Below are 18,333 nucleotides of genomic sequence, written 5' to 3'. Positions count from 1 at the left end.
GCCTCGCACCCGGGCCCGGCCGCTCGGCCGGCCTACTCCACCGCACGCAGGGCCTCGCCGAGGATCGTCGCGCCCTCCTCCGCCTCGGCGACGGTCAGCGACAGCGGCGGGGCGATCCGCAGGACGCTGGTGCTGTGTCCGCCGCCCTTGCCGAGGAGCAGTCCGCGCTCCCGGGCCGCTTCGAGGACCGCGGCTGCGGCCTCCGGGTTCGCCTCGTCGGTGCCCGGCTTCACCAGTTCGATGCCGATCACGAGGCCTCGGCCCCGCACTTCGCGTACGTACGGCGAGCCCGCGCCGACCGCCCGCAGCCGCTCGATGAGCAGCCCGCCGACGCGTCGCGCGTTGCCCTGGAGGTCGTGTTCCAGGAGGTATGAGAGGTTGGCGAGCCCGGCAGCCATGGTGACCGGGGAGCCGCCGAACGTCGAGATGGAGTTGGCGTCCAGGCAGTTCATGACCTCGGCGCGGGCGACGACACCGCCGATCGACATGCCGTTGCCGATGCCCTTGGCGAACGTGAGGATGTCCGGCGGTCCGTGCTCGCCATGTGCCTGCCAGCCCCAGAAGTGGTCGCCCGTCCTCCCCCAGCCGGTCTGCACCTCGTCCGAGATCCACAGGATGCCGTGCCGGTCGAGGACCTGACGGAACGCCGCGTACAGCCCGTCGGGGGGTGAGGTGAAGCCGCCGACGCCCTGGATGGGTTCGGCGATCAGTGCGGCGGCCTCGCGGGTGTGCCCGAGCAGGTCCTCCAGATCGGCGACGCACGCCTTGACGAACTGGTCGTCGCTGAGTTCCGCGTACGGTCCGCGGGTGCGGACGCCGCCGTGGACGTACAGGGTCTGGAGCGGCGACAGGGTCGTGGGCGACCAGGCCCGGTTGCCGGTGATGGACACGGCCGAGAACGACCGGCCGTGGTAGCTGTTTCGCATCGCGAGGATCTGGTTGGACTTGCGGTACGTGGTCGCCAGCAGCAGGGCGGTGTCATTGGCCTCGGTGCCCGACGTGGTGAAGAAGACCCGGGCGTCGGGGATGCCGGAGAGGGTGGCGACGCGCTCGGCGAGTTCCACCATCGGGCGGTTGAGGTAGAGCGTCGAGGAGTGGATGATCCGCCCGGCCTGTTCGGCGACCGCCTTCGTCACCTCCGGCAGGGCGTGTGCGGTCATCGTGGTGAGGATGCCGCCGAAGAAGTCGAGGTAGCGGTTGCCGTCCGCGTCCCAGACGTGCCGGCCCTCGCCGTGGGTGAGCTCCAGGGGCCGGCGGTAGTAGAGCGCCAGCCAGTCCGGGCTGACGGCGAGATGGCGCTCATGCAGTCCGGTCACGGCTCGACCAGCCCCTCGTACGCGTCCGGACGGCGGTCCCGGAAGAACGCCCACTGCTGGCGTACCTCCTCGATCAGCCCGAAGTCGAGGTCGCGGACGAGGAGTTCCTCCTCCTTGTCGCTCGCGACGTCACCGACGAACTGGCCGCGCGGATCGACGAAGTAGCTCGTGCCGTAGAAGTCGTTGTCGCCGTATTCCTCCTGGCCGACCCGGTTGATCGCGGCGACGAAGTACTCGTTGGCGACGGCGGACGCGGGCTGTTCCAGCTGCCAGAGGTGGCTGGAGAGCCCGCGCGAGGTCGCGGACGGGTTGTAGACCAGCTGCGCCCCGTTCAGGCCGAGTTGGCGCCAGCCCTCGGGGAAGTGGCGGTCGTAGCAGATATAGACGCCGACCTTACCGACGGCGGTGTCGAACACCGGCCAGCCGGCGTTCCCGGGCTTGAAGTAGTACTTCTCCCAGAAGCCCTTGACCTGCGGGATGTGGTGCTTGCGGTACTTGCCGAGATACGTGCCGTCGGCGTCGATCACCGCAGCGGTGTTGTAGTAGAAGCCGGACTGCTCGATCTCGAAGACCGGCACGACGACCACCATGCCGGTCTCCCGGGCCAGGTCCTGCATCCGGCGGACGGTGGGCCCGTCCGGGACGGCCTCGGCCCAGCGGTAGTGCTCGGGTTCCTGAACCTGACAGAAGTAGGGGGCGTTGAACACCTCCTGGAAACCGATGATCTTCGCCCCCTGCCGGGCGGCCTCGCGCGCGTGTTCCTCGTGCTTGGCGATCATGGATTCGGTGTCGCCGGTCCAGGTCGCCTGGACGAGTGCGGCGCGTACGACGTGGGACATGAGCTGCTCCTTCGACGCGGCGTCAGAGAGCCTCTACGTGGTTTCTACGCCCGTAGACACAGTGCGTACGGGAGAACGTAAGCCCCGTCCCACAGCGGGGCAAGACCATCGCCGTGAACCGGCAGAGTCGATCATGTTTCGCACCCGAGCGGTCCACTCCTTGCATTGAAGTGCACTCGAACTCGTAGCCTCCGGTACACGACCGACCGAAGGGAACCCTCGTGCGTTACACACTGTTCGGCAGGACCGGTCTGCGCGTGAGCGAACTCGCGCTGGGTGCCATGACGCTCGGCAGCCACGAGACGGACCCCCGGGCCGTCACCGCGACGAGTGGGCGCATCATCGACGCGTACGTGGAGGCGGGCGGCAATTTCGTCGATACGGCCGACATCTACGGCGCGTCCGAGGCGGTCCTCGGCGAGGTCCTCGGGCGGCGCCGCGAGAGCCTCGTACTCGCCAGCAAGTACACCTGCGCCACCGCCAAGGGCGACGTGAACTCGGCGGGCAACCACCGCGGGAACCTCGTCAGGTCGGTGGAGTCCAGCCTCACCCGGCTGAACACCGACCGGCTCGACGTCCTATGGGTGCACGCCCGCGACAACTTCACCCCGGTCGACGAGGTCATGCGGGCACTCGACGACCTCGTCAGGGCGGGGAAGGTGCTCTACATCGGCGTCTCGGACTGGCCCGCGTGGGAGATCGCCCAGGCGTCGACCCTGGCCGAACTGCGCGGCTGGACCACGTTCGCCGGCTCGCAGCTGCGCTACAGCCTGCTGGAACGCACCCCCGAACGCGAACTGCTCCCGCAGGCCCGCGCCTTCGACCAGACGGTCTTCGCGTGGAGCCCGCTCGCGCGCGGCCGGCTCACCGGCAAGGACCTGCCCACCGGGCCGGAAGCGGCAGACAGCGGGTGGGACGCGACGCGCCGCCGGGAGCACGACACGATCACCGCGGTCGTGGACATCGCCCGGCAGGGCGGCTGGACCCCGGCGCAGGTGGCACTGGCGTGGCTGCGCGGGCGCCCCGGCAACATCGTCCCGATCATCGGCGCCTCCACGGAGAGCCAGCTCACGGACAACCTGTCCTGCCTGGAGGTCGAGCTCGACCCCGCAGCCGTCGCCCGCCTCGACGAGGTGAGCGCCGTACCGCTCGGTTTCCCGCACGACTTCCTGCGCGAGCCGGGCGTCGTGGAGACGGTCTACGGCGACCGCTGGGCGGACATCGACGACCGGCGCTCCACGTACCGGCGTACGACGGACGGGGCCTGACCCCTGCGACAGGCCTCAGCGACGACAGGCCTCAGCACGTCTCCTGTCGGCCGGGCCGACGCCGGATGTCACGCACCAGCGTGTGGATGGCGACCAGGAGCAGGGCGGCAGCGCCCCAGACCCAGAGAACGGACGCGCCGTCACGGTGGTCGCGGACCACGACGAAGAGCAGCAGCAGGGTAGCGGGAATGCCCAGCGCCGAGATGATGAGGTTGATGCGGTCTGTCACCGGGCCATCATGGCCCGCTGCCGAGCGCCCCGTGCGGTCCTTGTCGTAACAACCGCCCTACGCCCCGGCGATGCCCGCCACCCGCAGTGCGTGGACGAGGTCCCACTCCCGCGCCGCCGACACCTCCCGGGCCGCTGCCAGCAGTTGCGGTACGAGGTGGCGTGGGTCGCGCTCGGCGATCCTTGCCGCGTCCTGCGGTGTACGTACGCGGACGAAGGCGCCCAGCAGCGCCCGCGCCTGGGGGGCCAGGCCCGCCCGGTCGAGGGCGGCCACGGCGTCGGCTATCTCGGTCGCGGGGCGGGCCGCGCCCTGGCGCAGCAGGTGGGCGCAGTCGTCGGGCCGCCCGGCGGCGGCCAGTGCGCCCGCCGCCGCGGCCAGTCCTGCGGGCGGCAGTGTGGACACCTCCCACAGCAGGGTCGCCCAGTCGGCGGCCAGTCCCGCCCCGTGCAGGGCGAGCGCGAGGACCGGCAGGTGGCCCGCCGGCCAGGCCGCGGCTTCGCAGAGCACGACGTGCGCCTCGCCGCTGCGGCCTTCCGTGCGCAGCCTGACGAGCCGTTCGACGGCCTCGTCCGCGGCACGCCGGGCCGCGGGGTCGGGTGCGGCGGTGGGCGCGGGCGTGGGGACGGCCGGGCTGTCCTGCCGGGCCGCGGCGCCCCGGAAGCGCGCGCCGCGCGGGCCTGCGGCGGTCGTCGGCGGTACGGGGAGCACGGGCACCGCCGAGGGGGCGGTCAGGTCGGTCTCGTCGTCGACGTCCAGCCCTGCGAAGCGGGCGCCGCTCGGCTTCTTCCGTTTCGGGGCGGGGGGTGCTTCCGGGGCGGGCTTCGCCCGGCGTTCTTCGGCGGCCTCCGCGACCCGCGTACGCTCCCCCGGCGCCTCGCCGTCCTGCTCCTCCGCCCGGAACCAGCCCTTGGGCGTGGACGCCGCGGAGAGCCGCTTGCGCAGCTCCGTACTGCGGGCCGACGCCCGCTCGTGGTCGTCGCGGGCCCAGGCCAGGGCCTCCGCACGGGCCTCCGGGGTGTGGCCCGCGTTCACCGAGACGGCGCGCAGGCGCTGCTCGGCGTGGGTCTGTTCCCGGAGCATCAGCTCCAGCCGCTGGACGAGGGCCTGGCGGCCGCCCGGCCGCCGGTCGTGGGCGGTGGCCGACGCGGAGTACAGCGCGGCGGCCCGTACCGACTCGTGCTCCGCGAACGCCGTGCCGCGCGCCGCGGCCAGGTCCTGGAGCAGCGACTCCACCACGTCCCAGGGCGGCACCTCGGTCCCGTCGAAGCAGGCCCGCATGCCGTCGGGGTCGCGTCGGGAGAACACCCCGTACCAACCGCGTCCGGGGTCGAGCAGGGCCGTCAGGTCCCGCAAGTAGTGCGCGAACGTGGCTACTTCCACCGCAAGTTGCTGCACCGTCATCGTCGCCCTCGCCGACCGTCGACTGGAACCTTCCAGTCCGCAGGTATTCGATCGCAGGCGTGTTACGGGACGACTACGCGGGGTTTTCCGGCAGGGTGCGGTCTGCGCGCAGTCGGGGCTCAGAACGTGATCGCGATGCCCGTGTGCGGGCGCTTCCCGAGCCGTACGGCCGTCGCGGGCCAGTCGAGGAGCCAGTACTTCCAGGTGTACTTCCGGCCGATGACCTTACGGACTTTCCGGGTGTCGGCCTCGTCCAGCAGCTGCCCGGTGCCCTCGGCGCTCGGGGCGCCCTCGGCGATGCGGCCCCGCAGGTCGCAGACCGTGACGGTGACGCGGCTGTTGTTGCGCAGCCGCTTGACCTTCCACGAGTCGGACCGGGTCCAGACGTACAGCACGTCGCCCTCGGCCGCGGCCCAGACGGGCGTGGCGACGGGTGTGCGGTCCTTCCGGTACGTGGTCAGGCTGACGTACTCACTGCGCGCGAAGTCCTGAAGAGTCACGGGCGCGACCCTACGCTCCCTCGCCGGCCGCGCTGTCGGTGGTGCCGGCCGGGTTCGCAGCGTGGGTCAGGGGCTCCCAGGCAACGAAGAGGTCGTCGGTTCCCGCGGGCCGCTGATGTGCGGCGAGCTTCTCGATGTGCGGCGATCCCGGTGCGTCCGGTTGGCGAGGTGGTTGAGTGCCACCTCGACGTCCGGGCCCATGGTCCGCTCGCCCTTTCCGCCGCACGGTTCAGGCGGTGAGCGGGAGCGGTGTGGGCGCAGCCCCCTGTTCCCGTGGCGTGAGCCGCGCGGTGCCGTGCGCGGGCTCGGGTGCGCAGCGGGCGAGCAGGTCGTCCATCGAGAGGCCGAGTGCGCCCGCGAGGGCTGCGACCGTGAAGAAGGCGGGGGTGGGGGCCCGGCCCGTCTCGATCTTGCGGAGGGTCTCGGCAGAGATTCCGGCGCTCGCCGCGACCGCGACCATGCTGCGGCCCTCGCGCGCCTCGCGCAGCAGCCGGCCGAGGCGTTCGCCGCGTGCGCGTTCTTCAGGAGTCAGGGGTGTTCGTACCATGCCGTCATTCTAATACCGCCTCGACCGGTATAGTAATTGGCATGGTGCAACTCAAGACAGACACATCCATCGAAGCGATGCGCGAGGCAGGCCGGGTCGTCGCACAGATCCTGACCTCCGTACGGGAGGCCGCGGCCGTCGGCGTCTCGCTGCGCGAACTGGACGAGGCGGCCCGCGAGGTCCTGCGTGAGGCGGGAGCCACCTCACCGTTCCTGAACTACCACCCGCACTTCGCGCCCATGCCGTTCCCCGCGGTGATCTGCGCGTCCGTCAACGACGCGATCGTGCACGGCATCCCGACGACGGACCGGCTCCGGGACGGCGATCTGGTGAGCATCGACGCGGGCGCGACGCTGGACGGCTGGGTGGGCGACTCGGCCATCAGCTTCACCGTCGGCCGCGCCCGCCCCGAGGACACCCGGCTGATCGACACGGCGTTCGCCGCGCTCGACGCGGGCATCGCGGCGGCCGTCGTCGGCAACCGGATCGGCGACATCGCGCACGCGATCGGCACCGTGTGCCGCCGGGCCGGGTACGGCATCCCCGAGGGCTTCGGCGGCCACGGCGTGGGCCGGACGATGCACGAGGACCCGGGCGTCCCGAACGAGGGGCGCCCGGGCCGCGGCATGCCGTTGCGGCACGGGATGGCGCTCGCGATCGAGCCGATGCTGATCGGCGGCGGACTCGACGACTTCCATCCGGACCGGGACGGCTGGACGCTCCGTACGAGCGACGGCAGCAGGGCGGCCCACGCGGAGCACACGGTCGCGATCACGGACGCGGGCCCCCGCATCCTCACCGCGCTCTGAAGTTCCCGCCGGCCGCCGTCAGTTGTTCTTCACGAACTCTCCGGCCAGCGCGGTCCCGCCGGTGACAGTCGCGCTGTGGCTCTCGGGCAGGCCCGCGTCAAGACCTCGGGGCCGGTACGACGCGACGCGTCGTACCGGCCCCGAGACCACAGCTGTCCGGTCATGATCTTCAGCCCGGATGCACCACCATGGCCGAGCCCCCGCCCCGGCGCACCTTTTCCGCCGCCGCGACCCAGCGCCCGTCGGGCAGCCGCTGCACCCCGGTCGCCGCCCCGATCTCCGGGTTCAGCCGGAAGGCGTGGCCGAGCGATTCGAGTCGGGCGCGGACCGGGCTGTCCCACAGGCCCGGCTCGATCTCCGTCGTCGGCGAGTTGCGCTGACTGGCGCGCGGCGCCGCGATGGCCTCGACCAGCGGGAGCCCGCGGTCGAGATGGCCGGTCAGGGTCTGGAGCACGGTGGTGATGATGGTCGCGCCGCCCGGCGAGCCAAGGGCCAGGACCGGCCTGCCGTCCTTCAGTACGATGGTCGGCGCCATCGACGACCGGGGCCGCTTGCCGGGACCCGGCAGATTGGGGTCGTGAACCGCCGGGTTGGCGGGTGCGAACGAGAAGTCGGTCAGCTCGTTGTTGAGCAGGAAGCCGCGCCCCGGCACCGTGATGCCGCTGCCGCCCGTCGACTCGATGGTCAGCGTGTAGGCGACCACGTTGCCCCACTTGTCGGCCGCGGTCAGATGCGTGGTGTTCTCCCCTTCGTACGTCGTCGGGGCGGCCTCGCCGGTGCTCGCGCAGGCGGCCGGGTCGCGCGGGTCACCGGAAGCCAGCGGGCTGGTCAGCGCCTTGTCGTCGTCGATCAGGCACTCCCGGGCGTCGGCGAACCGCTGGCTGACCAGCTCGCGCACCGGTACGTCCTCGAACGCGGGGTCACCGACCCAGCGGCCCCGGTCGGCGAACGCGATCCGGCTCGACTCGATGAGGCGGTGCAGATACTGCTCCGGGCTCGCATTCGAGAGATCCGTGGACTCCAGGATGTTGAGCGCCTCTCCGACGCTCGTACCACCGGAGGAGGACGGTGCCATGCCGTACACGTCAAGACCGCGGTAGCCGACCCTGGTCGGGTCCTGGCGCAGGGTGCGGTAGCGCTTCAGGTCCTTGGCCGTCAGATCACCGGCGCGCACCACCCGTGTCGCCTTCGGGTCGACGGGCGGATTACGGACCGTCGTCACGATGTCCTCGGCCAACTCGCCCCGGTACAGCGCGTCGACGCCTTCGCGGCCCAGCTTCTCGTACGTACGCGCCAGGTCGGGGTTCTTGAAGAGGGAGCCGGTCACCGGCAGCTGTCCGCCCGGCAGGAACAGCTTCGCGGAGTCCGGGAAGTCCGCGAACCTGGCCTGGTTGCCCTCGGTCTGCGAGCGGAACGTGCCGTCCACGACGAAGCCGTCGCGGGCGAGCCGCTCGGCCGGTTTCAGCAGCTGGCGCAGGGACTTGCTGCCCCAGGCGTCGAGCACGCCGGCCCAGGTGGCCGGGGTGCCGGGCGTACCGACGCCGAGCCCGCTGGTCATGGCCTCGCCGAAGGCGATCGGCTTCCCGTTCTCCAGGAAGAGCGAGGAGTCCGCGCTGCGTGGTGCGGTCTCGCGGCCGTCGACGGTCTGTACGGTGCGCCTGGCGGCGTCGTAGTAGACGAAGTAGCCACCGCCGCCGATGCCCGCCGAATACGGCTCGGTGACACCGAGCGCCGCCGCGGTTGCCACGGCCGCGTCGACCGCGTTGCCGCCGTTGCGCAGCACTTCGATACCGGCGGCCGAGGCATCCGCGTCGACGCTCGCCACCGCGCCCCCGTATCCCACCGCCACCGGCGACTTGGGCGGCGGCCCGGCCGGCGTCGCGGAACCGGCGGGGGCAGCTGCCCCGACCGAGGCGATGACGGCGAGAACACCTAAGAACGAGACATTCCGCCCGACGGAACGACGCATGCGCACCTCCAGTGAAGGACTGTCCGCGCAGGGTAACGCCGCCCCGGCCCGATCGTCAGGACCGCATCGAACAAGAACCCGGATGACCGCTAACATGCCCGCCCATGACCGACGACGTACGCAACATCGTGCTGGGAGTCATAGCGGCTGCCATCAGTGCCGCCATCGGCTGGCTCGCCCGCACCTATCTCTGGCGGCGCAGGCTCCGCCGCAAGCAGGCGTTCTTCGGCCTGCCCGGCAACTCCGAGTGCCTGCTGGTCGTCAACCGCGACGCGGGCGGCAACGGGGCCGTCCACCGGTACGACGTCTTCGCCCTGCTCGAACTCTCCGCGCTGATCAAGGACTGTCGGGCGCACGCGCAGATCATTTCCCACGACGTCGCCCAGCAGGGGTTCGGTGAGCGTACGGAGTTCTGCGTCGGCGGTCCGGGTTCGAATCGCCGGATGGCCGCCCATCTTCATTCGCTGCTGCCCGGTGTGCGGGTCAACACCGATCCGGAACCCGGGCCCGAGCGGGGCGCCTTCCAGATCGGTTCGGAGCGCTACCTCGCCGATAAGGGCGTGTCCGAGTACGTGCTCCTCGCCCGGCTGACCGCCGGCCAGGACACCCGTCCGGTCTTTCTGTTCTGCGGGCAGCAGGCGATCACCAACCAGGCGGCGTCCCGCTATCTGAGCCGCAACTACGAGAAGCTGCACCGCAAGCACGGCAACGGCACCTTCTGTCTGCTGCTGAAGGTCGTCAACTCGCAGGCGTACGGCCCCGATGTCGTGGAGCAGGTCGCCGATGTGACGCGCGCCGCGCAGGCCCCTCTGCCGGCCGCCCCGCGTACCTCGCACCGGGCTACCGGCTGACCTGAACCGGAAGAGCGGCCCTCGTCGCGAATCTCCACGACGTGGGGCCGCTCGGCCTATCGAGCACAACCCGACCGGCGCGCAGCTGACCTTCTCCTCACCCGGCGCGGACCGGATGGTGTCCGGTTCCGCCGCACGAGAAGTGATCACCGGCTGCTGCCGGGCGGGCACCGCTCGGCTACTGCCCGCCGGGCAGCAGCGTTCCGGGTTCCGCCGGAGCGACCTCGACAGCCTTGGTCTTGACGTTGCGCCGCTCCCACTTGGCCACCCACGTGGCGAACCATGAGAGCAGCATGCAGAGCCCGATGTAAATCGGCGAGATCACCATCACCACAGGGATGAAAGGAAGATCGTAGTCGAGATTCGACGCGATACCGTGGTCCTCCAACTGGAGGCCGAGGGCGAGCTGTCGGCCGCGTGCGTGGCGCCGAGCGATGCTCGCCGTCCAGCCGCGGAATCCGTGCGCGCCGCCACGAAATCATGGCAATTCGCGGGCGATCTCCCGCCAGGCAGCGGCGGCGACGTCCTCGGCACTCTCATCCACGGTCCCGCGCAGGTAGCCGAGCAGACCCGGGTGGGCCAATCGGTACAGCACCAAGAACGCGGCCTCATCACCGCCCTGGGCCCGGGCAACCGCCACGCCCAGCGCCAGATCGTCGGCCGACGCGCGCTGAGCGCGCCCTCCCTTTCCTACGATCCATTCCCCCACTGGCTGACCAACGCCCCGGAGCGTACGGCACGTCGCGCCGGCCTCCCAAATTGTCGGTGGCCACCCACACAACCATCACACCCGAGCACCCCTGAGTCACCCGGAGGAGGCGTAGCCCTGTCGGCCTCGGCCTTCCGTGCCGTCCTCCGGGGTCGCCCAGGAGGGCCGGGCGGGGGAGATCGCCTGCCGCGGCTGCCCAGCGGGGCCGGGACGCGAGCGGGGAGCAGGGGCGGCGCCCGGTCGTGCCGGGCTCGGCATGGGCACCGGTGCGAGCTGCTGGCCTGGGCTCGCGGTCGCCGAGCCGCGTGGTGGCGTGAAGCGGGCCACCTCGCCCGGGGACATGCCGAGCAGACGCCCGGCGTCGCCCTGGCTCACACGCAGTTTGTCCACGAGCTCCTGAACGGCTGCGGCGATTGCCTGATCCTCCGCGGCCACCGCGGTCGCCCGGCGGTGCCGCGCTTCCGCGACCGAGCTGAGCACGGGTTCGAGTTCGGGCACCACCATGTCCAGGACGATGACGTCCGGAGGGGCACCGACGGCTTCGGCGACGAGGCCGCGGGCCAGGTCCTCCGCACGCTCCAGAGTGCGGCACTGGGCGTGCAGGTCGAGTCGGGGACGTCGACGGCCCACCACCGGCCGATGCGGTGGAGCAGGACTTGGACTTCGTAGTGGGGACTCACGGGCTCTGCCTCCTCTGCCTTCCATCGGCTGGGGCTGTTGTTCACGGGCTGACACACGGCTCGCGAGCTCCGTTCCGCGTCGGCCACACAGCGGCCGGGTTCGGCATGGTCAGCCGAGGCACACTATGAGCACGCACACCTCCGTCGGTGACGTCGATATCAATGCGGGGTCGGTCTGGGGCACACCCGAGTGCGTGCTGTCGGCGGTCACGGGCGCCGACGGTTGCTCCGTCGGCGCATCGGAGCGCTCGACTGTGTCGCCGGCGGACGCAGCGGTGCTCTGCGGCTGCGGGGTCGATGACGCAGCCGGACGGGGAGGCGCGGCGTCATCCGGCCGAGCGATCGGCGGCGGCGTGCGGGGCGGGGCCGCGAGGGACTGCTGTCGCGGGGCGTTGGTCACCGGCGGCTGCGGTTGGGAAGGGGTGTGTGACGACCGGTGAGTGCGCTGAGTGGTGGCTGGTGTGGACGCCGGAGGGTTCTGCTCAGGCGTCTGCTCTTCCAAGGCGCCCATACTCCGCTGGTCCGGCGCTGTGGCCGCCTGTGCCCGGTCCGTGGAGTGCCCGTCCATCGCGGCAATGGTCAGGCCGCCTCCGACGAGCGCGAAGGCGCTCGCGACCGCTGCGCGGCGCTTGTTCTTCCTCCAGCGGGCCAGTTGGCGACGGCGTGCTGCCCGCCCCTGCTGCGCGGGCGACGGGCCCTCGACGTCGGCGGCGAGGGCATACGGGGCCGCGCCGGTATCAGCATTGGACTCGGCCTCGTTGTCCAGGGGTCTGTCGTGCCACGTGCCGGAGGTCGTGGATTCCTGGTGGGCAGTTGTGGCCGATGGGGCGCCCGTCATTGCCGGGGCGGAACCGATGCGGCCGTCGGTGGCGGGCGGGGCGATGTCCGGGGCGTAGGCGCCACACCCGGGACACACCAGGGCGCCGTTGAGATGCCGACGGCACGAGGAGCAGTAATCCATCTGCGGTCTTCTGGTCTTCCTGGGCGGACTGCGCCGTCGGCCCGCCTGGGCCACGGCCTGGTCATGTTTCGCATAGGGATCGAGCGGCCAGCCACGCTAACGAGGCTTTCGAAGGGCTGTGTGCAGCCTGTGTGATGCTCCTGCACGGATTCCTTGAGCGAGGACGGGACAGACGGACGTGTCCGCGCCGAGTTCACCTACGGCAGCGACGCGCGCCACTGCGGATGACCACCTGCGGCGGCTCTGATGTTGTCGTCCCCGCGATGGGCTTGCTGGGTTGCCGCATCACGTCCGGTCAGCAGTTCCGCTGCCTGATGCTGCACGTGATCAGCCGCCAGCTGAGCTTCGGCGACGACGTCACCACATTCGCGTACGAGGTCCTCATAGATCGGCAGGTGATCGTTTTCAGTGGAGGTGCGTGTCACAGTCGACCCTTCGACTGCCGTCACTTTCCTGCATGGTCGTTGGCGAGGAAGGCGCCGGCGGCAGTGGTTCGTGGCGATCGATAGAGGCCGGTCCGCTGTCAGGCTCGGTTGAGCCGGGCAGCGATCCCATGGCCGATCAGCAAATACATGGCGGCCGGAAGACCATAATTAAGGGCAACACGTAGACCCTCTGTGTCCATCGTGAAAATGTCCTGTGCCCACCAGGCCAGCCAGTCCGCCGTTCCCCGAACGAACTCGACGAACACATTCGCCTGGTTCGCGTCGAGCAGGAACAACAGGATCCACAGACCGAGCAGACCTGCCGCAATGTCGGCGATCGTGCAAACGGTGAGGGCGGTGCGCCGTGTGGCGGTCTGGTGACGCACGGAGCGGTCCGGCCGCGAGGGCTGATTGTGCGTCTGGTATCCGGTAACCGGGTCGATGTTGCTCACAGGAAATCCGATCGACGTAGTGCCATGTCGGCGCGCTCGCTCCAGGTTCAAGATTCAGCCCGGGTCGTCGCCCCGCTTCCTCCTACTTCTGCGTTCCGCATGCGCTGCCTGTTACACCACCGCCCGCGACGGCTCACATATGGCTGCCATTCAGGTACTTACGCAGATGTTCACGCACCAGGGCTCATTTCGGGATGGAGTGGAGTAGGTCGTTCGGGGTGCCAAAACAGCCCCCGGTCCGATGTGTGCGCAATTCGTGACCAAGCCATGGTGGCGGCAAGTACGCGCCCTCATAAGGGTGTCGGTCTCGCGACCATCCCCGTCCGCCCGTGCCCAGAGACGGGGTTGCACTACAACTTCCATCGGTACTACGACCCGGAAAGCGCCTCCTGCACCAGTCAGATCCGTTGGGGCTTGCGGCCTCACCCGACCCGTCTGCGTATGTCCCCAACCCGCAGAGCTGTTCTTCGGCGACAACGGCGGAGGGGACCAGTTCGCGTTTCCCCGCTCACCCGAACGGAATGACGTATTCGTATGGGACCACGAGAATGACAGCCGCACATGGATCACCTCAGACCTGGAATCCTACATTCGAAATGCGCTCCAGAGCGCTGGAGAAGACTGGTACCGCTGAGATCACCCGTGCCGGCCAGGAGTTTCGTGTGCTTGCCTACCCATCGGCGATAGATCCGTCCAGCGACCATCCGCGCCACCTTGCCGGGCACCTGGCAACTCGTCGCCGCGAGTTCGGCACCCGATGCCGGCGCTCACGCAGGGACGCCAGGCTCCTCTCGTCCTGGCATCCCTGCGCTGTGATCCGGTCGGCGTGTTGGAGGAGCACCTGGCCCGCCTCCGTCAGTGCCACGGTTCGCCCGTCGGGGCGCAGCAAATTGAGCTGAATCGGATTCCGTAGCGGCCCTGAAGCCGGGCATGATTGCCTCGGCACATGGGAGCACAGGTCTGATGCCTGCACCCCGGAAGTATCCCGACGAGCTGCGTGAGCGATCCGTCCGTGAAGTACAGAACTCTGGACGTCCGGTCCCTCAGGTGGCCCGGGATCTCGGTATTCACAAGGCAGCATTGCTCTGTGGGTCCGCCAGGCCGAGGCCGGCCGTGGTAGCCGGCCCGACCTGCTCGCTACCGCCGAGCGAGCCGAACTGGTGCAACTCCGCAAAGAGGCAGCCGAGTTGCGGCGGGCGAATGAGATCCTCAAGGCCACCAGCGTGTTTTTCGCCAAGGAGCTCGACCAGCCCCGCACGAGGCCGACGCGGTGATCAACCACCTCCGCGACGACTTCGGGGTCGAGCCCGTCTGCCGGGAACTGAACCTGTCGGTCTCCGCCTGCAACGCCCGACGCAAGCGCCCGAAGTCCACACGTCGGCAGCGCGATGAACACCTCGTCGCGCATATCCGCCGCATTCACACCGTCTCCGGCGAGACCCTACGGAGCCCGGCGCATCCACCGCCGGCTGCGACGGGAAGGTGTCACGGCAGCCCGCTGCACCGTCGAGCGGCTGATGCGTGAGGACGGCCTGGCAGGCGTCGTCCGCGGGCAGCGACGCCGCACGACGATCCCAGAACCGACCGCTCCAAGGCCGCCAGATCTGGTCAACCGGTGCTTCCGTGCCCACCGTCCGAACCAGCTGTGGGTCACCGACCCGACCTACATCCGTACCTGGTCGGACTGGGTCTACGTCGCTTTCGTCCTGGACGTGTACTCCCGGATGATCGTCGGATGGCAGCTCGCCACCCACATGCGCACCGATCTCCCGCTCGATGCCCTGGAAATGGCATTGTGGCGACGCGGGATCAAGAATGGCTCGGGGCTGATTCATCACAGCGACCGCGGCTCGTAATATGTGTCCCCTGCCGGCCGCCCCGCACCTCGCACCGGGCCACGGGCTGACCTGAACCGGAAGAGCGGCCCTCGTCGCGAATCTCCACGACGTGGGGCCGCTCGGCCTATCGAGCACAACCCGACCGGCGCGCAGCTGACCTTCTCCTCACCCGGCGCGGACCGGATGGTGTCCGGTTCCGCCGCACGAGAAGTGATCACCGGCTGCTGCCGGGCGGGCACCGCTCGGCTACTGCCCGCCGGGCAGCAGCGTTCCGGGTTCCGCCGGAGCGACCTCGACGGCCTTGGTCTTGACGTTGCGCCGCTCCCACTTGGCCACCCACGTGGCGAACCATGAGAGCAGCATGCAGAGCCCGATGTAAATCGGCGAGATCACCATCACCACAGGGATGAAAGGAAGATCGTAGTCGAGATTCGACGCGATCAGCTTCCCCGCGTGAAGAAACTCCTCGTAGGTGATCAGATAGCCGAGCGAGGTGTCCTTCAGCGCCACTACCAACTGGCTGATGATGGTGGGCAGCATGGCCCGTACCGCCTGGGGCGCCAGCACATAGGTGGTGACCTGGGTCTTGCGCATACCGAGCGCATACGCGGCTTCCCGCTGGCCCCGGTCCACCGAGTGGATCCCGGTACGGAACACCTCCGCGAGCACGGAGCCGTTGTAGAGGGTCAGCCCGGCGACGAGGGCGGGCAGCGGCTGTACCTTCAGCGCCACGAAGATGAAGAAGATCATCACCAGGACGGGCATCGCGCGGAAGAACTCGACGAGCAGCGTGGAGATCCAGCGGACCGGCCGGTGGACGGAGAGCCGTCCGACCGCGAGTACGGCGCCGAGCGCGAGGGAAAGCACCGCGGCGTACGCGAACGCCTTGAGGGTGTTGCCGAGGCCGCGCAGCAGAAGTTCCTGGATGCCCTTGTACTCGAAGGGCGCCCACTTCTCGCTGGTGAACTGGTCGGTGTCGAAGAGCAGATAGATGATCCAGCCGAGCAGCGCGAGGATCAGGACCGTTGACACGATGCCGTACGTACGGTGCCGTTTACGGGTCAGCGGTCCCGGGATGTCGTAGAGCGCGGTGGCCGAGGGCGCGGAGTGGGTCATCGGGCGACTCCCCAGCGCTTCTCCAGCACATTGAAGAGCGCACTGATCGACAGGGTGATGAGCAGGTAGCCGACGGCGATCCACACGAAGGACCAGATGATGCTGTAGCCCAGCTCGTTGAGGGTCTTGTAGGTGCCGAGCAGTTCGGTGACGCTGAAGGCACCGGCGATCGCCGAGTTCTTGGCGAGGGCGATCAGCGTCGAGCCGACCGGCGGGATCACCGAGCGGAACGCCTGCGGCAGAACGACCGTGTTGAGGGTCTGCCCGAAGGTCATCCCCAGACTGCGGGCCGCTTCGCCCTGGCCCGTGGGCACGGTGTTGATGCCGGAACGCAGGACTTCGCAGATGAAGGCGGAGGTGTAGCACCCGAGCGCGAGGACGGCGAAGACCTCGAAGGGCAGGACGAGTCCGAAGCGCGGCAGCCCCAGCAGCACCGCGAAGAACAGCAGCGTGAGCGGGGTGTTGCGCAGGACCGTCACCCAGACCGTGCCGAGCACCCGGAAGGAGCCGACGGGTGCGACCCGGAACGAGGCCATGAGGAAGCCGAGGACCAGGGCGAGGGCCGAGGAGTAGACGGTGAGTTCGACGGTGCCGAGGAACCCTTTGCCGTAGAGGGAGAAGTTCTCCGTGAGTACATCCATGTGCTGGCCGGTCCCCTCAGTTCGCCGGGTAGCGGTCGATGGGCGGCGGCGTCGGCGCGGGCACTCCGGAGAGCCCCAGCGTCGCTTCGAACGCCTTCTTCCAGTTGCCGTTCTTCTCGTTGGCCTCCAGGGCGTCGTTCAGCGCGAAGCGCAGCGCGTTGTCGCTGCGCGGGACGCCGATGCCGTACGGCTCCTCGGAGAACGGCTTCCCGACGACCTTCATCTCCTCCGGTGCCTTGGCGGCGAAGCCCAGCAGGATGGCGTCGTCGGTCGTGACGGCGTCGACCTGGAAGGTCAGCAGATTGTCGACGCAGATCGAGTACGTGTCGTAGGCGACGAGGTCCGCCTTGGGATAGTCCTCGGCGATCCGCTGGTACGGCGTCGATCCGGCGGCGGAGCACACGGTCTTGCCGTCCAGGTCCTGCGGCCCGTTGATGTCGTCCTCGTCGGTGCGCACCAACAGGCCCTGACCGGCCATGAAGTACGGCCCGGCGAAGCCGACGAGCTTCTTGCGCATGTCGTTGATCGTGTACGTGCCGACGTAGTAGTCGATCTGCCCGTTCTGGAGGGCGGTCTCGCGGTTGGCGGACGCGATGGTCTTGAAGCGGATGGTCTCCGGCTCGAAGCCGAGGGAGGCCGCCATCATGCGGGCGATCTCGATGTCGAAGCCGGAGTAGATGCCGCTGGCCGGGTCCTTCTCGCCCAGGTAGGGCTGGTCCTCCTTGGCTCCGACCACCAGGTATCCGCGCTTCTTGGCCTTCCGCCAGGTATTGGAATCGGGCAGCTCGAAGCCGGTGTCGACCTCGTAGTGGGGCAGCGCCCCTGGCTTGGGCCCCTTGACCGGCGGGCTGCCGTCCTTACCGCAGCCGACAGCGAGGAAGGCGAGCAGCAGGCAGACCAGCGCAAGCAGGACTTTTCTCGTACGCACCATGAATCCCCCCGTCAGTGCTTGAGGATCTTGGACAGGAAGTCCTTGGCGCGGTCACTCGACGGGGCGGTGAAGAACTCCTCCGGATTGCGGTCCTCGACGACGGTTCCTTCGGCCATGAAGACGACGCGGTTGGCGGCGGACCGCGCGAAGCCCATCTCGTGGGTGACGACGACCATCGTCATGCCCTCGCGGGCGAGCTGCTGCATGACCTCCAGCACCTCGTTGATCATCTCCGGGTCGAGCGCCGATGTGGGCTCGTCGAAGAGGAGGGCCTTGGGGTCCATGGCCAGGGCGCGGGCGATGGCCACGCGCTGCTGCTGGCCGCCGGAGAGCTGGGCCGGGTACTTGTCCGCGTGCGCGGCGAGCCCCACGCGGTCCAGGAGTTCCCGTGAGCGCTTGTCCGCCTCGTCCCTCTTGCGCTTGCGGACCTTGATCTGCGCGAGGGAGACGTTCGCCAGCACGGTCTTGTGCGCGAACAGGTTGAACGACTGGAAGACCATACCGACTTCGGCCCTGAGCTGTGCGAGCCCCTTCCCCTCCTCGGGGAGGGGCTTGCCGTCGAGGGCGATGTGACCGGACTCGATCGTCTCAAGTCTGTTGATCGTCCGGCAGAGCGTCGATTTGCCGGAACCGGAGGGGCCGATGACCACCACCACCTCCCCGCGGCCGACGGTGAGATTGATGTCCTGCAGTACGTGCAATGCACCGAAGTGCTTGTTGACGCCCCGCAGCTCGATCAACGGATCGACGGCCATACACTGCCCTACCCATATGTCGCTGTGTTGAAGTCAGCGCAAACTATCCGTCCAGGTACGGGACTTAGCGGGCGACACGCATTAGAGGGTCATAAG

Annotated in this window: 20 protein-coding genes and 1 pseudogene; 5 read left to right on the top strand and 16 right to left on the bottom strand. The window is 69.3% G+C overall.

Going from position 1 to position 18,333, the window contains the following annotated elements; all coding sequences use genetic code 11:
• Positions 1-32 precede the first annotated feature (32 nt).
• Together ACFT7S_RS16230 and ACFT7S_RS16225 are read right to left on the bottom strand one after the other, a co-directional pair.
• Positions 33-1,316 carry an aspartate aminotransferase family protein gene (locus tag ACFT7S_RS16230; protein ID WP_382732053.1) on the bottom strand — a complete coding sequence of 428 codons (1,284 nt, stop codon included), beginning with the start codon at positions 1,314-1,316 and terminating at the stop codon, positions 33-35.
• Complete coding sequence (locus tag ACFT7S_RS16225) at positions 1,313-2,155, bottom strand: nitrilase-related carbon-nitrogen hydrolase (RefSeq protein ID WP_382732049.1); 843 nt, start codon at positions 2,153-2,155, stop codon at positions 1,313-1,315. Before ACFT7S_RS16225 ends, ACFT7S_RS16230 begins: the two co-directional genes overlap by 4 nt.
• A 221-nt stretch (positions 2,156-2,376) precedes the next feature.
• Here ACFT7S_RS16225 and ACFT7S_RS16220 point away from each other — a divergent pair, with 221 nt between their 5' ends.
• Positions 2,377-3,423: an aldo/keto reductase gene (locus ACFT7S_RS16220; protein ID WP_382732047.1), complete on the top strand. Its 1,047-nt coding sequence runs from the start codon at positions 2,377-2,379 to the stop codon at positions 3,421-3,423.
• Positions 3,424-3,454: 31 nt separating this feature from the next.
• On the opposite strand, the gene ACFT7S_RS16215 is transcribed toward ACFT7S_RS16220, so the two are convergent.
• From ACFT7S_RS16215 to ACFT7S_RS16200, 4 genes are all read right to left on the bottom strand, one after another.
• Complete coding sequence (locus ACFT7S_RS16215; protein ID WP_382732044.1) at positions 3,455-3,652, bottom strand: hypothetical protein; 198 nt, start codon at positions 3,650-3,652, stop codon at positions 3,455-3,457.
• A gap of 57 nt (positions 3,653-3,709) precedes the next feature.
• Complete coding sequence (locus ACFT7S_RS16210) at positions 3,710-5,053, bottom strand: hypothetical protein (RefSeq protein ID WP_382732041.1); 1,344 nt, start codon at positions 5,051-5,053, stop codon at positions 3,710-3,712.
• Between the two features lie 119 nt (positions 5,054-5,172).
• A complete protein-coding gene (locus ACFT7S_RS16205) occupies positions 5,173-5,553 on the bottom strand; it encodes a PPOX class F420-dependent oxidoreductase (RefSeq protein WP_382732038.1) in 381 nt (126 codons plus the stop codon).
• Between the two features lie 229 nt (positions 5,554-5,782).
• On the bottom strand, positions 5,783-6,100 hold the full coding sequence (locus tag ACFT7S_RS16200) for a helix-turn-helix domain-containing protein (RefSeq protein WP_382732036.1): 318 nt from the start codon (positions 6,098-6,100) through the stop codon (positions 5,783-5,785).
• Between the two features lie 41 nt (positions 6,101-6,141).
• Here ACFT7S_RS16200 and map point away from each other — a divergent pair, with 41 nt between their 5' ends.
• On the top strand, positions 6,142-6,909 hold the full coding sequence (gene map, locus ACFT7S_RS16195) for a type I methionyl aminopeptidase (protein ID WP_382732033.1): 768 nt from the start codon (positions 6,142-6,144) through the stop codon (positions 6,907-6,909).
• Positions 6,910-7,078: 169 nt separating this feature from the next.
• Here map and ggt read toward each other — a convergent pair whose 3' ends face one another.
• Positions 7,079-8,878, bottom strand: coding sequence for a gamma-glutamyltransferase (gene ggt, locus ACFT7S_RS16190; protein WP_382732030.1), 1,800 nt, complete (start codon positions 8,876-8,878; stop codon positions 7,079-7,081).
• Positions 8,879-8,982: 104 nt separating this feature from the next.
• On the opposite strand from ggt, the gene ACFT7S_RS16185 reads away from it, so the two are divergent.
• Complete coding sequence (locus tag ACFT7S_RS16185; RefSeq protein WP_382732028.1) at positions 8,983-9,729, top strand: hypothetical protein; 747 nt, start codon at positions 8,983-8,985, stop codon at positions 9,727-9,729.
• A gap of 178 nt (positions 9,730-9,907) precedes the next feature.
• On the opposite strand, the pseudogene ACFT7S_RS16180 reads toward ACFT7S_RS16185, so the two are convergent.
• The 5 genes and pseudogenes from ACFT7S_RS16180 to ACFT7S_RS16160 form a co-directional block, all read right to left on the bottom strand.
• Positions 9,908-10,102, bottom strand: a pseudogene (locus ACFT7S_RS16180) (amino acid ABC transporter permease); the annotation flags it as partial.
• A gap of 105 nt (positions 10,103-10,207) precedes the next feature.
• A complete protein-coding gene (locus tag ACFT7S_RS16175) occupies positions 10,208-10,438 on the bottom strand; it encodes a hypothetical protein (RefSeq protein ID WP_382732025.1) in 231 nt (76 codons plus the stop codon).
• 96 nt (positions 10,439-10,534) lie between these two features.
• A complete protein-coding gene (locus ACFT7S_RS16170) occupies positions 10,535-11,071 on the bottom strand; it encodes a hypothetical protein (protein ID WP_382732022.1) in 537 nt (178 codons plus the stop codon).
• A gap of 1,205 nt (positions 11,072-12,276) precedes the next feature.
• Positions 12,277-12,504, bottom strand: coding sequence for a hypothetical protein (locus ACFT7S_RS16165; RefSeq protein ID WP_382732019.1), 228 nt, complete (start codon positions 12,502-12,504; stop codon positions 12,277-12,279).
• 98 nt (positions 12,505-12,602) lie between these two features.
• Complete coding sequence (locus ACFT7S_RS16160) at positions 12,603-12,956, bottom strand: hypothetical protein (RefSeq protein ID WP_382732016.1); 354 nt, start codon at positions 12,954-12,956, stop codon at positions 12,603-12,605.
• A 930-nt stretch (positions 12,957-13,886) separates the two neighbouring features.
• Here ACFT7S_RS16160 and ACFT7S_RS16155 point away from each other — a divergent pair.
• Both ACFT7S_RS16155 and ACFT7S_RS16150 read left to right on the top strand, forming a co-directional pair.
• Positions 13,887-14,348 (top strand): transposase, encoded by a 462-nt coding sequence (locus tag ACFT7S_RS16155; RefSeq protein WP_382732013.1) that lies wholly within the window; start codon positions 13,887-13,889, stop codon positions 14,346-14,348.
• Positions 14,345-14,812 carry an IS3 family transposase gene (locus tag ACFT7S_RS16150; protein WP_382732011.1) on the top strand — a complete coding sequence of 156 codons (468 nt, stop codon included), beginning with the start codon at positions 14,345-14,347 and terminating at the stop codon, positions 14,810-14,812. The genes ACFT7S_RS16155 and ACFT7S_RS16150 overlap by 4 nt, the downstream gene beginning before the upstream one ends.
• Positions 14,813-15,040: 228 nt before the next feature.
• On the opposite strand, the gene ACFT7S_RS16145 is transcribed toward ACFT7S_RS16150, so the two are convergent.
• The 4 genes from ACFT7S_RS16145 to ACFT7S_RS16130 are packed head-to-tail and all read right to left on the bottom strand — an operon-like array spanning position 15,041 to position 18,237.
• Positions 15,041-15,910 carry an amino acid ABC transporter permease gene (locus ACFT7S_RS16145; RefSeq protein ID WP_382732008.1) on the bottom strand — a complete coding sequence of 290 codons (870 nt, stop codon included), beginning with the start codon at positions 15,908-15,910 and terminating at the stop codon, positions 15,041-15,043.
• Positions 15,907-16,551 (bottom strand): amino acid ABC transporter permease, encoded by a 645-nt coding sequence (locus ACFT7S_RS16140; protein WP_382732005.1) that lies wholly within the window; start codon positions 16,549-16,551, stop codon positions 15,907-15,909. The genes ACFT7S_RS16145 and ACFT7S_RS16140 overlap by 4 nt, the downstream gene beginning before the upstream one ends.
• 16 nt (positions 16,552-16,567) lie before the next feature.
• On the bottom strand, positions 16,568-17,482 hold the full coding sequence (locus ACFT7S_RS16135) for a glutamate ABC transporter substrate-binding protein (protein WP_382732002.1): 915 nt from the start codon (positions 17,480-17,482) through the stop codon (positions 16,568-16,570).
• Positions 17,483-17,493: 11 nt separating this feature from the next.
• Positions 17,494-18,237 (bottom strand): amino acid ABC transporter ATP-binding protein, encoded by a 744-nt coding sequence (locus ACFT7S_RS16130; protein WP_382731999.1) that lies wholly within the window; start codon positions 18,235-18,237, stop codon positions 17,494-17,496.
• Positions 18,238-18,333: the final 96 nt, after the last annotated feature.

Origin of the sequence: Streptomyces sp. NPDC057136 (genome assembly GCF_042670885.1) — a bacterium.
Taxonomy (GTDB): domain Bacteria; phylum Actinomycetota; class Actinomycetes; order Streptomycetales; family Streptomycetaceae; genus Streptomyces.
Note: the sequence above shows the minus strand (reverse complement) of the source record. Positions and strands in the feature narration are given on the sequence as shown.